At 65.3% G+C, this 17924-nt stretch carries 16 protein-coding genes; 7 read left to right on the top strand and 9 right to left on the bottom strand.

What is annotated here, in order from left to right; all coding sequences use genetic code 11:
• The first annotated feature begins 10 nt into the window (after nucleotides 1-10).
• The 5 genes from HV786_RS13940 (at nucleotide 11) to HV786_RS13960 (ending at nucleotide 5120) form a co-directional block, all read left to right on the top strand.
• Nucleotides 11-682: a 5-formyltetrahydrofolate cyclo-ligase gene (locus HV786_RS13940; RefSeq protein WP_128829569.1), complete on the top strand. Its 672-nt coding sequence runs from the start codon at nucleotides 11-13 to the stop codon at nucleotides 680-682.
• 286 nt (nucleotides 683-968) lie between these two features.
• On the top strand, nucleotides 969-2399 hold the full coding sequence (locus tag HV786_RS13945; RefSeq protein WP_062838905.1) for a circularly permuted type 2 ATP-grasp protein: 1431 nt from the start codon (nucleotides 969-971) through the stop codon (nucleotides 2397-2399).
• Between the two features lie 2 nt (nucleotides 2400-2401).
• Nucleotides 2402-3376 (top strand): alpha-E domain-containing protein, encoded by a 975-nt coding sequence (locus HV786_RS13950; protein ID WP_128829570.1) that lies wholly within the window; start codon nucleotides 2402-2404, stop codon nucleotides 3374-3376.
• Between the two features lie 13 nt (nucleotides 3377-3389).
• The gene (locus HV786_RS13955; RefSeq protein ID WP_128829571.1) at nucleotides 3390-4193 is read left to right on the top strand and encodes a transglutaminase family protein; all 804 of its coding nucleotides are present in this window, start codon (nucleotides 3390-3392) and stop codon (nucleotides 4191-4193) included.
• Between the two features lie 63 nt (nucleotides 4194-4256).
• Entirely contained in the window at nucleotides 4257-5120 is an 864-nt protein-coding gene (locus HV786_RS13960; protein WP_128829572.1) for a proteasome-type protease, read from the top strand.
• A 37-nt stretch (nucleotides 5121-5157) separates the two neighbouring features.
• Here the strand turns inward: HV786_RS13960 and HV786_RS13965 are convergent, their stop codons facing one another.
• The 7 genes from HV786_RS13965 to HV786_RS13995 form a co-directional block, all read right to left on the bottom strand.
• Nucleotides 5158-5928, bottom strand: a complete 771-nt coding sequence (locus HV786_RS13965) for an enoyl-CoA hydratase/isomerase family protein (RefSeq protein WP_128829573.1) — start codon at nucleotides 5926-5928, stop codon at nucleotides 5158-5160.
• Nucleotides 5929-5938: 10 nt separating this feature from the next.
• Complete coding sequence (locus HV786_RS13970) at nucleotides 5939-7084, bottom strand: type 2 periplasmic-binding domain-containing protein (RefSeq protein WP_175211114.1); 1146 nt, start codon at nucleotides 7082-7084, stop codon at nucleotides 5939-5941.
• Complete coding sequence (locus HV786_RS13975) at nucleotides 7081-8277, bottom strand: CaiB/BaiF CoA transferase family protein (protein WP_128830127.1); 1197 nt, start codon at nucleotides 8275-8277, stop codon at nucleotides 7081-7083. The genes HV786_RS13970 and HV786_RS13975 overlap by 4 nt, the downstream gene beginning before the upstream one ends.
• Before the next feature lie 34 nt (nucleotides 8278-8311).
• Complete coding sequence (locus tag HV786_RS13980) at nucleotides 8312-9073, bottom strand: SDR family NAD(P)-dependent oxidoreductase (RefSeq protein ID WP_128830128.1); 762 nt, start codon at nucleotides 9071-9073, stop codon at nucleotides 8312-8314.
• Entirely contained in the window at nucleotides 9070-10248 is a 1179-nt protein-coding gene (locus HV786_RS13985; RefSeq protein WP_128830129.1) for an aldose 1-epimerase family protein, read from the bottom strand. Before HV786_RS13985 ends, HV786_RS13980 begins: the two co-directional genes overlap by 4 nt.
• 130 nt (nucleotides 10249-10378) lie before the next feature.
• Nucleotides 10379-11293 (bottom strand): sugar phosphate isomerase/epimerase family protein, encoded by a 915-nt coding sequence (locus tag HV786_RS13990; RefSeq protein WP_056327319.1) that lies wholly within the window; start codon nucleotides 11291-11293, stop codon nucleotides 10379-10381.
• Between the two features lie 31 nt (nucleotides 11294-11324).
• A complete protein-coding gene (locus tag HV786_RS13995; protein WP_128830130.1) occupies nucleotides 11325-12416 on the bottom strand; it encodes a Gfo/Idh/MocA family protein in 1092 nt (363 codons plus the stop codon).
• 225 nt (nucleotides 12417-12641) lie between these two features.
• Here HV786_RS13995 and HV786_RS14000 point away from each other — a divergent pair, with 225 nt between their 5' ends.
• Nucleotides 12642-13754: a LacI family DNA-binding transcriptional regulator gene (locus HV786_RS14000; protein WP_175211116.1), complete on the top strand. Its 1113-nt coding sequence runs from the start codon at nucleotides 12642-12644 to the stop codon at nucleotides 13752-13754.
• A 261-nt stretch (nucleotides 13755-14015) separates the two neighbouring features.
• Nucleotides 14016-15014 (top strand): tripartite tricarboxylate transporter substrate-binding protein, encoded by a 999-nt coding sequence (locus tag HV786_RS14005; RefSeq protein WP_128829575.1) that lies wholly within the window; start codon nucleotides 14016-14018, stop codon nucleotides 15012-15014.
• Nucleotides 15015-15228: 214 nt separating this feature from the next.
• Here HV786_RS14005 and HV786_RS14010 read toward each other — a convergent pair whose 3' ends face one another.
• Entirely contained in the window at nucleotides 15229-15996 is a 768-nt protein-coding gene (locus HV786_RS14010) for a DUF6708 domain-containing protein (RefSeq protein WP_143221257.1), read from the bottom strand.
• Nucleotides 15997-16172: 176 nt separating this feature from the next.
• A partial coding sequence (locus HV786_RS14015) for a hypothetical protein (protein ID WP_217472111.1) occupies nucleotides 16173-17924 on the bottom strand: 1752 nt, incomplete at its 5' end.

Consider the following 17924-nt stretch of genomic DNA (forward strand, 5'->3'; position numbering starts at 1 on the left):
CAGCCACCGCATGACTACGCAAAATACTCCAGAGGATACCGCAGTCCACCGCACGCGATTGCGGAAATTGCGCACCGAAATGCCTGAAGACCAGCGCAGCCGGGGCGCTTTGCTCATGCGCGCACGCCTTTTCACCTGGCTGAATGTGGCCCGCGACCAGGCCGTGCAGGCCGGCCATCCGGCGCCCACCACCGTGGCCGCGTTCTGGCCGATGGCCGACGAGCCCGATCTGCGCCCGCTCCTGACGCAATGGAGCGAGGCCGGCATGACGGTGGCGCTGCCGGTCGTGCGCGAGCGCAACGCGCCGCTCGCCTTCCTGCCCTGGACGCCCGAGGCCGAGCTGCGCGCCGGCCCCTACGGCATCCAGGAGCCCGTGGCCGGTCCGGAACTCTTGCCCGACGTGGTACTGGTGCCCACCCTGGGTTACACCGAACTCGGCGACCGCCTGGGCTATGGCGGCGGCTATTACGACCGCACCCTGGCCGCCTTGCGCGACCGCGGCCACCCCTTCACCGCCATCGGCATCGCCTGGAGCTGCGGCGAGCTGGTCCCGGGATATGTCCCCGCCCCGCACGATGTCCGGCTGGACGCGGTGCTGACGCAGGACGGCTGGGTGCCGCACGCGCCGCTGGAGCAAGGCGGCAAGAGCGGATCGGTGCTGCATTCCTATCGCATGAATTGACGCGTCCCCGCTGACGCACCAGATTCGTCCGGCGTGACGCACCAGCTTGGTGCGCGCGCCCGGGCAGCTCTCCAGCCGCCCTCGCCCCCTGCCCGCCTCCCGTCCCCGGATTACGCCGTCGTCCGCCCCGGGGATGGCATTTCCCCCGCCCGCAGCGCATATTGATGCCGTGTCGCCCCGTCTGCCGACAAAGCTGGCATGCGGGTTGCTTGTACACCTTGACCGGCCGGCCACGGCCGGATGACGGCCGCGTGCAAGCGGCCGCAAGCATCTGCACGGAGGAGCCATGAAGGACCTACCCGCCCGTCCATCCGCCTTTGACGAAATGCGCGATGGCGAGAACCGCATCCGCTCCCACTACCAGGCGTTCGAGCGCTGGCACAACGAGCAGTCGGACGAAGCCATGTCCGTGCGCCGGCTGGAGGCCGACCTGAGCTTTCGCCGCGTCGGCATCACGTTTTCGGTCGCGGGCGACGCCGCCGGCACCGAGCGCCTGATTCCTTTCGACCTCATCCCGCGCATCATTCCCGCCGAGGAATGGCGCCACCTGGAAGCCGGCCTCAAACAGCGCGTGCGCGCACTGAACCTGTTCATCCGCGACATCTATCACGGCCACGACATCGTGCGCGCGGGCATCGTGCCGGCCGAACAGGTCTTCCTGAACGCGCAGTACCGTCCGGAGATGCAGGACGTCGACGTTGCCGAGGACATCTACTGCCACATCGCCGGCGTGGACCTCGTGCGGGCGGGCGCGGGTGAATTCTATGTGCTGGAGGACAACCTGCGCGTGCCGTCGGGCGTGTCGTACATGCTGGAGAACCGCAAGATGTCGATGCGGCTCATGCCCGACGCCTTCGGCCGCATCAAGGTCGAACCCGTCGCGCACTACCCCGACCTGCTGCTGGACAACCTGCGCGAGGTCGCGCCGCACGGCGGCGACGACCCCACCGTGGTGGTGCTGACGCCGGGCATGTACAACTCTGCCTACTTCGAGCACGCCTTCCTGGCCCAGCAGATGGGCGTGGAACTGGTGGAGGGGCAGGACCTGTTCGTCGAGCAGAACACCGTCTACATGCGCACCACGCGCGGGCCGCGCAAGGTCGACGTGATCTACCGCCGGCTGGACGACGATTTTCTCGATCCGCTGTCCTTTCGCGCCGATTCCGCGCTGGGCGTGCCGGGCCTCTTGTCGGTGTATCGCGCCGGCCGCGTCACGCTCGCCAACGCGATCGGCACCGGCATCGCCGACGACAAGTCCACGTATCTCTACGTGCCCGACATGATCCGCTTCTATCTGGGCGAGGAGCCCATCCTGTCGAACGTGCCGACCTGGCGCTGCGGCCGGCCGGACGAGCTGTCGCACGTGCTGGCCAACATGCAGGACCTGGTCGTCAAGGAAGTGCATGGCGCGGGCGGATACGGGATGCTGGTCGGGCCGTCCGCCTCGCGCGCCGAGGTGGAATCGTTCCGGGACCGCGTGCGCGCCAATCCCGCCAACTACATCGCGCAGCCCACGTTGGCGCTGTCGACCACGCCCACGTACGTGGAATCGGGCGTCGCGCCGCGCCACGTGGATCTGCGGCCGTACGTGCTGTGCGGCAAGGAGATCCGCACCGTGCCGGGCGGCCTGTGCCGCGTGGCGCTGACCGAGGGCTCGCTGGTGGTCAACAGCAGCCAGGGCGGCGGCACGAAGGACACCTGGGTGCTGGAGGACTGACCATGCTGAGCCGAACCGCCGACAATCTGTTCTGGATGTGCCGCTACACCGAGCGCGCCGAAAACACCGCCCGCATGCTGGACGTGAACCTGCAGATGTCACTGCTGCCGCAGGACACGCATACGCGCGAGGGCTCTTGGCTGGGCGTGCTGCGCATCTCCGAATTGCAGGGGCTGTATCAAAGCAAGTACGCCTCCATCTCGCCGCACGACGTGCTGGAATACATGGTGCGCGACCCGGAGAATTCCTCGTCGATCTATTCGTGCATGCGCGCCGCCCGCGAAAACGCGCGCGCCGTGCGCGGCAGCCTCACGACGGAAGTCTGGGAAACCTACAACACGACGTGGCTCGAACTGCTCAAGCATCTGCACACGGGGCTGCTGGAACGCAATCCGGGCGAATTCTTCGAGTGGGTCAAATTCCGTTCGCACCTGGCGCGCGGCGTCACGATCGGCACCATGCTGGAAGACGAGGCGCTGTATTTCATGCGCATCGGCATGCACCTGGAGCGCGCCGACAACACCGCGCGCATGCTGGACGTGAAGTTCCATGAACGCAGCAGCGCGAGCGCGCAGGAGGGCCGCGCGGAACCGGCCAGCGCCGCGGCCGTGCAGAGCGAGTTCTACCGCTGGTCGGCGCTGCTCAGCTCCGTGTCCGGCCTGGAGATCTACCGCAAGGTGTACCGTGACGTCATTACCCCCGACCGCGTGGCCGAACTGCTGATCCTGCATGGCGACATGCCGCGGTCGCTGCTGGCCTCGATGCGGGCGGTGGCCGACGACCTGGCGCGCGTGGCGAACCAGCGCTCGACCGAGACCGAGCGGCGCGCCGGCATGTTGTGCGCCGAACTGCAGTACGGCCGCGTCGAGGACATCCTGGCGAGCGGCCTGCACCGGTACCTGGACCGGTTCCTTGACCGCATCAACGACCTGGGCAACCGGATCAGCCAGGACTTCCTGGTGCCGCTGTCGGCATAACACGGAGACAGCCATGAAGCAGATCATCACGCACGTCACGCATTACCGCTACACCGCACCAGTCAACTACAGCATCCAGACGCTGCGCCTGACGCCGCGCGACGACGAACACCAGCGCATCCTGCGCTGGAATATCGAGGCGCCGGGCGAGCTGGACAAGCAGGTCGACGCCTACGGCAACATCACGCACACGCTGACGTTGAACCAGCCGCACAGCGACATCGAGCTGCGCGTCTCCGGCCAGGTGCTGGTGGCGCCGCTGGTGCGCGGCGTGCTGGGCGGCGAGGACAGCCGGCTGCCGGTGCATGCCTATTGCGTGCAGACGCGGCTGACGCAGGCAGACGAGACGGTTCTTGCGTTCGCGCGCGCGGTGCTGCCAAACGGGCTGTCGACGTCGGACGATGTCCTGACGCTGGCGGACGCCATTCACGGGCGCGTGGCGTACGAGCCCGGCACCACGGACGTCACCACCGCCGCCAACCAGGTGCTGGCGTTGGGTCATGGCGTATGCCAGGACCACGCGCACCTGTTCCTCGCATGCGTACGCGGCCTGAACGTGCCCGCGCGCTACGTCAGCGGCTACCTGTACACCACGGCCGAGCACGCGGCCAGCCACGCCTGGGCCGACGTCTGGCTGCCCGACCTGGGCTGGACCAGCGTGGACATCACCAACAGCCAGTTCGCCTCGGAGTGCCATTGCCGGCTGGCCGTGGGCCGGGATTACGACTCGGCGTCGCCCGTGCGGGGGGTGCGCACCGGCGGCGGCGAGGAGTCCATGGAAATCAGCGTCCAGGTCCAGGCCGGCGCGCAGCAGTAAGCCGTAACATCCGCCCCGCCCCGCCGCAATACAATGCGGGGTGGCTTTTCCCTCTTTCCGATCATGACCTACTGTGTAGCTGCCCGCCTGGACGCCGGCCTGGTGTTTCTTTCCGACTCCCGCACCAATGCCGGGGTCGACCAGATCAGTGTCTTTCGCAAGATGACCGTCTTCGAGCGGCCGGGCGAGCGCGTCATGGTCCTGATGACCTCCGGCAACCTGGCGGTCAGCCAGGCCGTGCTGAACGTGCTGACCCGCCAGCGCGAGGAAGCCGCCGAAACCCTCTGGAACGCGCCCGACATGTTCACGGCCACGCGCCTGGTGGGCGCGGCGGTGCGCGAGGTCTATCACAGCGAGGCGGCCGCCCTGCACGAACAGGGTGTCGACTTCAACGTCAGCATGATCTTCGGCGGGCAGATCGGCAAGGAGCAATGCCGTTTGTTCCAGGTGTATTCGGCCGGCAACTTCATCGAGGCAGGCCAGGAATGCCCGTACTTCCAGATCGGCGAGGCCAAGTACGGCAAGCCCATCCTGGACCGCGTGCTGCAACCGGACACCTCGCTGGACGAGGCAGCCAAGTGCGCCCTGATCTCGATGGATTCCACGCTGCGCTCGAACATCTCGGTGGGGCTGCCGCTGGACCTGCTGGTGTACGACGCCAATTCGCTGCGCGTCACCCACTTTGCCAGCATCGACGAGCACAACGAGTATTTCCGCATGATCCGCGGCACCTGGGGCGAGCGCCTGCGCCAGGTCTTTGCCGAGATCCCCGATCCGCTGTGGACCAACCCGGACGCGCCGGGCTCGCTGGTGCCGCCGTCGCGGGTGCACCAGCCCCTGCGCATGGAGCCGGCCGATGCGGCGCGCAGCGCTTATGTGACGCCGCAGGTGCTGGCCGAAGACCCGGGCAAGGACCAGCCCAACTGAGTGGGTTCCGGCGCCGCGCTGGACGGCGCCCCCCGCGTCAGCGCCGCTCGAACTTCGGCGCGCGCTTTTCTTCGAATGCCTTGCGGCCTTCCTTGGCGTCGGCGGTGGCAAAGCAGATCGCCTGCAGATCGCGCTCGTATTCCACGGCCTTCTCTAGCGGCATCGACAACGCGGCGCGCAGATTGACGCGTGCCGTTTCAGCCGCAATGGGCGCGCGCGAGGCGATGGTGGCGGCAAGCGCCTGCGCGCGCTCGCGCAGCTGCTCCTGCGGCACCACCTCGCTCACCAGCCCCCAGGCCAGCGCCTGCTCGGCGCGGATGGGGTCGCCGGTCAGCACCATCAGTGCGGCGTTGCTCGGGCCGATCGCATGGACGAGCTGCGCCGTCATGCCGCCGCCGCCGATCCATCCCAGCTTGATCTCGGGCGCGCCCAGGCGCGCGTTGTCGGCGGCGATGCGGATATCGCAGGCCAATGCCATTTCCAGGCCGCCGCCGAACGTATAGCCGTTGATCGCCGCCACCGTGGGCTTTTTCAACATGCGCACACAGTCGCAGTAGTCGAGCCGGTTGCGAAAATCCCAGGGCGTGGCGTAGCGGTCGAGCTCGGTGATGTCCGAGCCGGCGCAGAAGGCCTTGGGACCCGCGCCGGTCAGGATCACCGCGCGCACCTGCGCATCGGTATTGCATTGCTCCACCGCCGCGATCAGCAAGTCGGCCATCTCGGGCGTCATCGCGTTCAGCTTCTCGGGACGATTGAGTTCGATGATGGCGACATGGCCATCGATACTGAGATTGACGAGTGCGCTCACGTCGACATCCTTATTGCGGAGTGCTTGGGGTGGCGGCCAGGCTGGCCTCGAAACGCTCGGTCAGGCCGCGCGCCAATGCATGGGACGATGCGCGGGCGGCGACGCCGTCGCGCAGGAACTGCGAGGCCTCGCTCTGGAAGGCGATGTAGCCGTTGTGCCGCGGCCGGATCGACGCGGCTTCCAGCGTGCGGGCCGTGTTGGCATAGAAGTTGCCGCTCGCCGCATTCACGTTTGCATCGGCCCAGCTGCCGCGATGGCTGGGCTGTCCCTCGTGCTGCGGGATGAAGCGGCTTTGGGTATCGGCGGCCAGCAACCACAACAGGTGCGCGCGCAACTCAGGCCCCGCGACGCAGCGCCGCGATATCGCAATGCCGGTCCCGCCCAGGATCGATCCGGGCCGGCCAGCGTCGGCCTGGGGCGCGTCGCGGAACGTCAGCGGCTTGGCGACCGCGGAAGTGGCGTAGTTCACGTAGCCGTAGACCAGCGGGCATAGCGCGATGTCGTCGCGCGCGCTCATGTGGCCCAGCAGGGCGATCGGGTTGTAAGCCAGGGCGTGCGCGGGCGTGCGCCGCGCCAATTCGGCAAGCACGTCGCACGCGTCGGCGAGCGTCGCCTCGTCGTGCCAGGCGGCGTGCGGCCGCAGGTCCGTATCGGGCGCGAGCGCGGCGGCGATCGACAGCAGCGACAGAAACGGATGCGGTCCGCCCCAGCTGACCGCGACCGAGCCGCTGCGTTGCGACAGCGTCAGCACCTCCTGCCAGGTGCGCGGCGCGGGGCCATCCAACTGGTCAGCGCGCGTGGCCATCACCTGTGTGGCGGCGTCCAGCGGCAGCGCCCATTGGCGACCGGCCATGCGATAGCTGTCGTACGACAGTCCGATGCTGTCGCGCGCGATCCGCGCCAGCTCGTCGGGCGCGAACACGGTGTCCAGCGCTTGCAGGCAATCGTGCGCCAGGGCTTCGCCAAGATGGGGGTGGTCCAGCACCACCAGGTCATAGCGGGCGCAGAGTTCGGCAATGGGCGCCGACTCGAAACCCTCGAGCGATTGCTTGTCCCAGTGCACCAGCGGCGTGTGGGCGGTGGCCGCGTGCAGGGCGTTGTAGCCGCGAGGGTGATCCCAGGTCAGGCCGCGATAGGGCAACGCACGCTCGCTCATTCCGAGGCCCCTCGCAGCACCGCGCCCGAGGCCGCATGTGCGGCGATCTCGTCGGCACTGAAGCCGAAATCGCGCAGCACTTCGTCGGTGTGCTGACCGGTAAGCGGCGCGCCGCGCACCACTTGGCTAGGGGTCTTGGAAAAGCGGATCGGAAAGCCCGGCGTCTTGATCCGGCCTTCGGTCGGATGCTCGTATTCGACGAACGTGCCGTTGTGCGCGATCTGCGGATCGTCGACCAGATCGGCGTAGCCATACACGGGGCTGCACCAGATGCCGGCGGCATCGAGTTTGGCGAACCAGTCGGCGGTCGAGGCCCGGGCCAACGTATCGCGCACCAGCGCGTAGATCTCGTCGCGCTTTTCCCAACCGTCGCGCTCGCCGGCGTAGTCCGCCAGGCGCGGCTCTTCGGTCACGCGCGCCAGCACGTTCATATCGGGCATGGCCAGCGCCAGATAGCCGTCGCTGGTCGCAAAGGTGCCATAGGGCGCACGGATGTACACATGGGCATGCGGCTCGGCACTGCGCACCTGCGGCTTGTGCCCCACCGTGTACACCGAGAGCTCCTGCATCTGGATCGTGGTGATCGCATCCAGCATGTTGACCTCGACCTTCTGCCCTTCGCCGGTGCGCTCGCGGTGCAGCAGCGCGGCCAGCACGCCTTCGAACGCGCAATACGCGGTGACGGCGTCGACCACATACTGGCCCGCCGCGCGTGGCGCTTCACCGGCCCGGCCCGACGACAGCATCGCGCCCGACATCGCCTGCAGCAGCAGATCCTGTCCGGGGCGCGTGGCATAGGGACCGTCCTCGCCGAAGCCCGACATCGATACATAAATCAGGCGCGGGTTCAGGGCCGACAAAGTCTCGTAGTCCACGCCCAGGCGGCCGGCGACACCCGGCCGGTAGTTCTGGATGAACACATCGGCCTGCGCCGCGAGCTTCTGGATGATCTCCTTGCCGCCGGCGCTCTTCAGATCGATCGCGAGCGAACGTTTGTTGCGGTTCAGCGAAAGAAAGGACACGTTGATCTTGTTGCCCGTGATGCCGCCGGCGGGCGCGTGCCGCTGCCATTCGCCGGTGGGCGGCTCGATCTTGATCACGTCGGCGCCCAGGTCGCCCAGGCGCTGCGCCGCGAACGGCCCCGCCATGGCGATGGAGCAGTCCAGAACCTTGTAGCCAGAAAGAATGCTCATTGCTTCTACCCTCTGCGTGGCGCCGATGCGCCTTTCAATGCATGACCCAGCCGCCGTCCACCGCCAGCGTCTGTCCGGAAATGAAACCCGCCTCGTCCGAGGCAAGGAACACGATGGCCGCGGCGATGTCGCCGGCGTGCCCGCGGCGCTTGACCGACTGGCGTTCGAGCACCATGAGGTTGTAGCCCTCGGGATCGGGATGGATCTTCTCGGCGTCGGTCGGGAACGCGCCCGGCGAAATGGCGTTGACCGTGATGCCCCACTTGCCAAACTCGCGGGCGAAGGCGCGCGTGACGCCCACCATCGCGCCTTTGGACTGCACGTAGGGCAGCAGGTTTTCCCATCCACCCGACAGCGTGATCGACGAGATGTTGATCACGCGGCCCCATTGCTGCTCGCGCATGCCCGGCAGCGCCGCGCGCACGATCTGCACGGCGGCCTCCACGTTCACGCGGTGCACGCGCGCCAGCTCGGCATCGCTGTATTCCTCGAACGGGCGCGAGGGATAGATAGCCGCGTTGTTGATGACCACGTCGATCGTGCCCTCGCCGGTCAGCCGCTCAAGGTGCGCCTGCAGCGCGCTGGCGTCGGCAAGGTCGGCCTGCAGGATCTGAAGCTGCCCGGCAAGCTGCGCCGGCACGGTGCTGCGCAGGCGATCGATATGCCCGGCGTGGTTATCCAGCGCGATCACGTCGGCACCCGCTTGCAGCAGCGCGACCGTGGTGTCCACGCCAAAGCCGCCCGCCGCGCCTGTGTACAGAACACGGCGGCCTTGCAATGAGAAGCGCGCGCTCATGAGCGCCCCGCGATGGGCGCAAAGCGACCCGACAATGGCGGATAGTCGGTCTCGGGCTGCTCCGCGATCGCGCGGATTCGCGCTTCGCAGGCCGCGATGTCGGCGGCCGAGCCCAGTACGCTGAACGTCGTGTCGTAGCAGCGCTCCTCGCCATGCTCCAGCCAGATGAGCTCGTTGCGCTCGCGCGCCGCGCCCTGGCCCAGCACATGGTTGGTGGACGGCTCGATGCCCATCGCGTACTGGCCCGATTGCAGGTTCTGCCACTGATACTGGCAGGGGAATTGATGCTTGTAGGTGCTGACCTGCATCCCGAGGCCCAGCGCATCGTTCACCAGGGCGACCGGCACGCTGCCGTCCTCCGCGGCCGCCATCTCGTGCTGCCACACCTGCTCATGAAAGCCCAGCTGCGGCGCCGGCATGCGGCGGTAACCCACACCCTGCTTGCGGTAGTCCTGCTCGTGCGCGGCCCACACCACATCGCGGATCGGCGCCAGATAACGCGAGCCGGTGTCCAGCACCGGATAGCCCAGGTTGATGTGATAGCAGAGCATATGGGGCGTGCGGTAAAAGCCGCGATTCACCACACGGTCCGACAGCTTGATGTCGTTGGTGCCCACCTCGATCTCGATACGGCGGTGCAGCTCCAGATGCTCGCCGAACACGGTGCCCTGGCTTACCACGCCCTCGGCCCACAGCACGCAGCGATCGCCGTCCCAGCGTTCGCCGTAGCCGGTCAGCCGCGCGGGAATGGTGCCGACGCGGCCATGGATGGATTGCTTGGCCGTCTTGCGGGGGCCATACACATAATTGTCGGCCGGCGCGTCGTACATGAACAGAATGTGATCCAGCCCGCAGGTGACCATAAGTCCCGAAAACGAGCGCATCCAGCCCAGCCCGCCCTCGCCTTCGTAGTCATGCAGTCCGGGATGGCGAAAGCCCGAGGGCGATTGCCATCCCATGGCAAAACCGCGGTATTCGCAATCGGCGATGTCCATCGCACGATCCACCAGCACCGTGAAACGCAGGCCCGTGCCGCTGCGGAACTCCAGCATGCGGATACCGCGCTCCAGCCCGTCGTCCAGCGTCATCAGGCGTACGCCGGCAAACTGCGCAAGCTGTCCGGTGCGCGCCTCTACGTCGCGGCGCGTCATCCAGGTCCCGTAAATGTCAGGCATGAGTTCTCCCTGGCGGATGCGCGGGCGCGCGTCTGCCGGTGTCGGTGTTCAGAATCGTGTTCGAGCGGCGCGCCGCGGGCCTTGTTCGAGGATGGCTTCGCGGTGCGCCTGGTTTGCGCGCGGCGCCGGCCTACAGACCGTTCGCGCGCAGCCGCTCGTCGAGGAATTGCTTGGCGCGCGGCACGTCGTCTTCGGTCAGGTGTTCGATGATGATGGGGATGTTGGGGTGCTTCTTTGCCAGGCGCTGCAAGTACAGGTCGTAGTTGAGCGCGCCCAGGCCCGGCGCGGGCAGCTCGATCTCGCCGACCCCACGGAACGTATGGCTTTCGGCCGCGCCCTCGTCACCGATATCGCTGTGCTTTTCGGACTTGTCATCGCCCGAACGCTTCACGTCCTTGGCATGCGCGATGCAGATCTTGTCCGAGAGCGCGTCGAACACCTGATTGAGCGTGCGGTCCATCTGGTCGATGTTGTGCGCTTCGAAGTAGTTCGTCGGATCCATCAGGAGGCCCAGGCCCGGGTGATCCACCTCGGCGAACATGCGCAGCGTTTCCTCGACCGATCCCACCACGTTGTTCACATAGGTCTCCAGCAGGAACACCGCGCCATGGTCATAGGCATGTTGCGACAGCTCGGCGATCACCGCGCGGCACTGGTCCCAGCCTTCCTCGGTCTTGTTCTTGGGGTGATGCACCCAGTCGCTTTCGGTGTCGAACGTGCCCGTTTCCGAGATCACGTAAGGCGAACCCAGCTGGCGCGCGTGCGTGAGGATCTCCTTGAGATAGCCGTTACGGCGCTGGCGCTCGGCGGGGTCGGGATGAACGATGTTGGTATAGGCCGAGATGCAGGACACCGGCAGGTCATAGTTGCGGAACGTGTCGCGGATCTGCGTGCATTTCTGCGCGGTCAGCTGCCCCGGGCCGAGCTCCATGTCCTTGAAATGCAGGTCCAGCTGCACGGTGTTGAAGCCGTGCGAGCGGATCACCTTGGCGGTGCGCTCCAGCTCATAGGGAAAGTAGCCCGAGAAGATTCCGGTCTGGATCATGATGGTTGTCTCCGTCTGTTTTTCTGTCTGGTTATTCAACAGCCGGCAGCCGTACCGTGCGGCCTTCGGCGATGGACGTATACGCGGCCTCGACCAGCGTCATCGTGCGTACGTTGTCGGTCACGCTCAACGCAGGCTCGGTGCCGCTGGCCAGCGCGTACTGCAACTGCTCCATCACGCCGATGAAGGCATGCGGAAACCACATCGTGTCCCACGTGGGCGTCACCCATCGCCCGTCGGTATGGCCTTGGGCCGCGCGCGAGGCGTAGCTCAGGGTCGACGGCTCGCCGGTGGGCCAGCCGATGGTGCCGCGCGCCACGCCCTCGGTGCCTTCCACGCGCCAGCGAATGTGCTGGTCGTCGGGGTATCCCTCGGCCCGCGGGCCGGACCACACGTCTTCGAGCGACAGCGCGAGCAGGCCGTTGCCAAAGCGCAGCGTGGTGCTGACCAGCCCATCCCGATGCGCGAACTCGGTGCGCGGGTCGGGGCGGGTGATGCTCGTGATCTCGGTGGGCTCGCCAAACAGGTAGCGCAGGGCATCGAGGTGATGAACACTCATGTTCGAGAGCGTCAGCCGGTCATAGCCGCGCAAGAAATCCTGCCAGTGCGGGATCGCGTGCATGTCGATCTGCGCGAACACCGGCGTGCCCAGCACGCCCTGGTCGAGCAGCTGCTTGAGCGTGCGCATCGACTGGTCGTAGCGCATGTTCTGGTTCACCGACAGGATCTTGCCGGCGGCGCGTGCCTCGTCGCGCAAGGCGCGGGCTTCCTCAAGCGAGAGGGCGAGGGGCTTTTGCGCCAGCACGCCACGCACGTGCGGGGTGGCCAATGCGGCGCGAATCAGCGCGGGCTGCAAGTCGGGCGGATACGCGATGTCCACGATCTCGATCTGCGGATCGGCGATCAGGGCCAGGGGATCCTCGTGCACACGCGGGATGCCGTAGCGTTCGGCGACGGCGGCCGCTTTGCTGCGGGTACGCGACGCAATCGCCGCCACCGTGAAGCCGGCCTGCTGGTAGGCGGCCAGATGGCATTCGGCCATGATCATGCCGGCGCCGATGCAGCCGATGCGAAAGCGCCGTTCCCGGACGGGCGGGTCGGGCACCAAGGTAGGGTGCGACATGGTCTCCTCCTGCCGGCCTGGTGTGCTCTGTCGACTGCCTGGCACCCTGCCGTGCGGTGTTTGATGTATTGAGCCGCGATATTCACATCAAAACAATCAGGGGTAAAGGCGGAAGGTGCCCATAGGGCGGCAACGTTACCTTTCTGATCTCGAATGATTGCAAATGATGGCTTATGATGGCCGCGCCGCCATCGTCCTGATGATGTCTTGAGAGCCCGATCCCGCATGCGCCCCACCATTTCCCTCATTGCCCGAGAAGCCGGCGTTTCCACCGCCACCGTGGACCGGGTACTGAACGACCGCGACGGCGTGCGCGGCAAGACCCGCGACCGCGTGCTGGCGATTGCCAATCGCCTGGGCTACTTCGTCCCGGGCGCCGAGGCCGCCAGTCAGGACGTCCGGGTCGATTTCGTCTTGCCCGCCGGCACCAACAGCTTCATGACCGCGTTGGGCCGGCACCTGCTCGAAGAAGCCGCCACCCGCCCCGATGTGCAGGCCCGCCTGCATCTGATCGAGGGGTTCGATGCCAACAAGCTCGCAAAAAAGCTCTACGAGCTGCGCGAACAGACGCAGGCCGTTGGCCTAGTCGGACTGGACCATCCCCAGGTGCGCGACGCCATCATGGCCCTGCGCGACAGCGGCGTGCATGTAAGCACCCTGGTGTCGGACATTCCGATCTCGGCGCGCCTGGGGTACGTGGGCATCGACAACCGCGCCGCGGGCCGCCTGGCCGCGCTGTTGCTGGGGCGGTTTCTGCCGCAGCACACCGAACGCAAGGTTGCGGTGTTCGTCGGGTCATTGGCCTATCGCGGCCACGAAGAACGCGAGATGGGCTTTCGGTCGCTGCTGAGCGAAGAGTTTCCGCACCTGCGCATCGCCCACATCCTTGAGATCGGCGACGACCGCGACCGCGCCTTTGCCGTCACGCAGGATCTGCTGCGCAAGGACCCGCCGCACGCGATCTACAACATCGGCGCCGGCAATCAAGGCATCGCGCGGGCGCTGAAGGAGGCGCGGCCGGCTGAGGCATGGGCGGCCGACGCGGGGCCTGACGCGGCCCGGCCTGACGCGGCCCGGCCTAACGCGGCGCGGCCGAACGAGGCCCGGCCGAGCAAAGCGTCCTCTGCCTCTCGCATCGTCTTCGTCGGTCACGACCTCACCGAGGCCACGCGCCGCCTGCTGCTCGATCGCACCATGGACGCCGTGATCGACCAGAACCCGCGCGTCGAGGCGCGCGAGATCGTCAAGCTGCTGGTGGCGGCCGTCAAGGGCGCGCCCGAACCCAGCTACCTGCCGCGGCTGCAGGTGATCTTCCGGGAAAACATCCCGGAGCCGTGATGGCCCGGCGCGGGCGCAGTCGGGAACCCGTGCGCGCAGTTCGCACCGGCCCGGGCCCAGGAGACCCCCTGCCCATCCGTGGCGCTACACGTACGCTTCTTGTCGCTTCTGCAGGCAAGTCCACGTAAACCCTCCTTTCCGCGCGCCGAAGCCCGGCTTGCGAAACCGCGAATTCCCAACCTCGCCCTTGTCGCGCCACACTGCCGATGCCTGCCCGCCATGCGCGGCATCGCGGGCCAAAGACACTACAAGGAGCGAGACATGTCCCACCGATACGCGCGCGCGATCAAGCGCGCTGCCCGGCCCGTGCTGGCCCTGTCCTGCCTGGCTGTTGGCAACGCCGTCGCGCAGGGGGCCTACCCGAATCACCCGATTTCACTGGTCGTGCCGTTTGCCGCGGGCGGTCCCACCGACGTCGTGGCGCGCAGCCTGGGCGCCTCCATGGCCAAGACACTGGGCCAGAGCGTCGTCATCGAAAACCGCACCGGCGCGGGCGGCACGCTGGCCTCGCAACACGTGGCCCGCGCCGCGCCCGACGGCTACACCTTTCTGATCCACCACAACGGCATGGCCACGGCGCCCGCGCTGTACCGCAAGCTGTCGTTCAATCCGCTGACCGACTTCGCCTATGTCGGCCAGGTCGCCGACGTGCCCATGACCCTGCTGGGCCGCAAGGATCTGCCGGCCGACGGCATGGCGAACTTCATCAAGTACGCCAAGGAAAACGGCAACAAGATCAACCTGGCCAATGCCGGCCTGGGCGCCGTGTCGCAGCTGTGCGGCATGCTGCTGCAGGAGTCGCTCGGCGTGCAGTTCACAACGGTCCCTTACGCGGGCACCGCGCCCGCCATGACCGCGCTGCTGGGCGGCCAGGTGGACGTGCTGTGCGACCAGACCACGCAGACCATCCCGCAGATCAAGGCCGAACGCGTCAAGCTTTACGGCGTCACGACCCAGGAACGCATCAAGACGCTGCCCGACGCGCCCACCCTGCAGGAAGGCGGCCTGAAGGATTTCGAGGTCAAGGTGTGGCATGGCGTCTACGCGCCCAAGGGCACGCCGCCCGAGGCCATCGACAAGTTCAACGCCGCGCTTCGCGCCGCACTGAAGGACCCGGCTTTCACGCAGAAGATGGCCGAGCTGGGCGCCGAAATCGTGCCCGAAGCCAAGCAGACGCCTGAGGGCCTGCAGACGTGGCTGAAGTCTGAAGTCGACAAGTGGGGCGGGGTGATTCGCAAGGCGGGCGTGTACGCGGATTGAGGCATGTTGCGGCGCCCGGCTGGGCGCCGCGGCGGAACAAAACAAGGCCATCTCGGCAACGCCCGTGTGAAGGGATGCGTCTCCAAAGCGGTGGCCGTGTCGGAAAACACTTGATGCAGCCAGGGACGTTGGCGTTCGGAGGCTTCGTTCTAGGCGGTAGACCCGCGCTGGTTCACGATGACGCAGGCTTATGACGTCATCGCTTGAGCCTGTTCTACGGGGGAATGCGGTCGCCGTTGATGCCAATGGCCCCTGGCTGGATATCGTCGAATCCGCACAGCTGGTCAATTTCCTTGGGAAACCGAGCGTAAGGCACGTTGTACTGAATGAAGGCCTCCACGCTGTCGGGGAAAACAATGATCAAGAGCCAGCCGATCCACAGCGGAATGGTGATCGGCGCTTTCAACACGCCATAGGGTCGAGCGAGTCTGCCGCGCAATCCGGCATACCAGTCTCGGTAAGGTTGAAGGGTTTCTTGTTTGCGGCTAAGTCGAGGGGGTAACGGCGCAGGTTGGGGCAAACCTTCGGGTCCATGAGCCATAAAGGCTTGGAGATAAGACCACAGCGACTTGGCGGATCGGTCTCCGTCCAACAGGCCGAGGTTGCCGCACGCCGCACAGATTTCAGCTGGCGGATCCATCGCATAGTCGACGCCGATCAGGTAAAGCGGGTGTCGGCTGGTATAGCCGCTCGCTGAGACGATAGGGATGTAGCCGGCCATCGCTTCAAGTTCGTCCCAGTCGAGAACGTGAAGGAGCTTCCGGCTTGGATAGACGAGATACAGTTTACGAGTGCCTCGATGGATGCGTACGAACGCGCCACGACTTCTGTGGGCGCCGCTGGCGAGATAAAAGATAAACGCCATGACGGTCAGAGCAGGCGACAGGGCAATCATCATCATGGTCCGCTCCAGGGTCATATTTTCGAGGCCAACCGCAAGGACGCCGACGATAAATGTTGCGATGGCGATGTTTATGGACATGCCGATTGATGCTGCGGCACCGCGTTGTGCATAGTTGGCATAGGTATCGAGCTCAATGCAGTTCGCGTTGACCCTTCGTACACCATCCGGTTCCGGACTTGCAGACAGGGCGTCCCTTTCAGATAGAGGAGTGCCTCCAAAGCGAAAGCTCTTTGGGAGGCGCTTTATTGTGCCGGTCATCTCGGCGCACCTATGGGTTCGAGTTTTGCCAGATCGATTGAGTTATGGAACCAACCACTCGAAGTGAATACCATTGGCGCAGGCGCATCAGGTTGTCGCAGCGTGAGATCAGGATGTTCATCGGGGTCGGGGAAGTAGAGATATTGCAGTTCTACTTTTGTGTCCTTATGCATTTGAATCGCCCAGCCGCACTCATTGCCAGTGCTGCCTAATGAGGTAACGAGGCATTCTCGGCGGTAGTCGATCGCGCTCGACCCGCGGGCGAGGATGATTGGTCCATGCACGGGAGAAAGCTTGATGCCGCTTAAGGAGAAGACCAGCTTTGTCTGGAATCTTTCTGCCGGCATGTCGCATATTCCAGGGATTTGGCAACTGATCCGGAGGTTGCCCACTGAATGATCAGGCGCATTATTCCAGGCGGGTGTCAATCGCGGTCGGTAGTACAAACTGTGGACAGCGTCGAGTTCTTCATGGTTGGAGTAATGACGTTCGTGAACACCCCACGCACTGTGTTTAAGCCAGATTTCGACCGGACCGTGTTTGGCCAGGTCGGCACCGAATGCAAACCCCACAATGAAAATAATTGCGACGCCCGCGACGATTGTCCAGCCCAACGGAGTGAGCCCGAGGGCGGCAACGGCTGCCCCGCCATTGCTGATAGTCGCGGCTGCTGCCATGCCGCCTCCCCACGTGGCTGCGGTCAGCACGCCCCCTGCTAACGCTGAACCCATCAGCATTCCCCCAAGCGCAGGGTTACTGTCTTTAAAAGCGCTGATCGATCTGATGGAGTCAGATGCGGACAAAAGTCCGGATCCCAATGCTCCAAAAACTGCCATTCCATATTTTGCTGAAAGGATTTTCATCCCCCTTTCGGCAAGTTTGCTCGCACGTCCTGTGGTCGTGCTGGAAACCATGGATGTGCCAAGTTCTATGCTGGCAGCGACGACCGTACTCATGGCTCCAAAAAGACCCACATAGTTGGCAACCGGAGCGCTATTGTCTTTCTGATTCTTCCAGGCACTAGCCAAGCCTTTTAAAGCTAAGAGCCCACCCAGACCGGAAAACAAATGTCCTAGGGGCCCTCGCACACGGTTCAACATATTGATGAACGGATTGCCAGTCATCTGAATTGAACGTGGTGCCGGGAGTGCTGATCGATCGCCTCGGATCGGATCAGTTGTTCGGGAAGTCGCTTCGTCAACCTGCACCCAGTCAAAGACTGACGCCCTTTTTGCGGAGTCTGCGGGATTGATCTTCGGTGGCGGCATCTTCCACTCACGAAATTTCTCTTCGCCTAGGGCTTGATACCCTTGAAATTCGTAAGCTGCACGCTGCAAATCCGCAATTCCGAAGTCATATCGCACAATGGTGATGCCGGCTCTGATCTCCATCACGTGCCGCAGACGAGGCACAAATGCATCCGCCACTTTGGATTCCGGCACAGCCTGCAGCAGCCCGATGAGCGCGTTGGAGGCTGCCGTTAGCTTGTGCTCTTCCAGAAATCTGTCCAAGACGCTGAAAAGATTCTTGGCAATCTCGCCGGAGCTCGACTTCAGACGAGCAAGAAGCAGTTCACTGCCATTGGCCAGTGCGAGCCAGTAAGGGCTTATGTCAACGGGCAGATTGATCAGGTCGTTCAGTACCTGTATTCCATCTTTCGCGTGCACCAGACCGCCAATGCACTGCAGGACGGCGTCCTCATAGTCATGGGCGTTGTGGATCACGCCGCGATCAAAGCAACGCAGCGT

Source organism: Achromobacter mucicolens, from assembly GCF_902859725.1.
GTDB lineage: Bacteria > Pseudomonadota > Gammaproteobacteria > Burkholderiales > Burkholderiaceae_B > Achromobacter > Achromobacter mucicolens.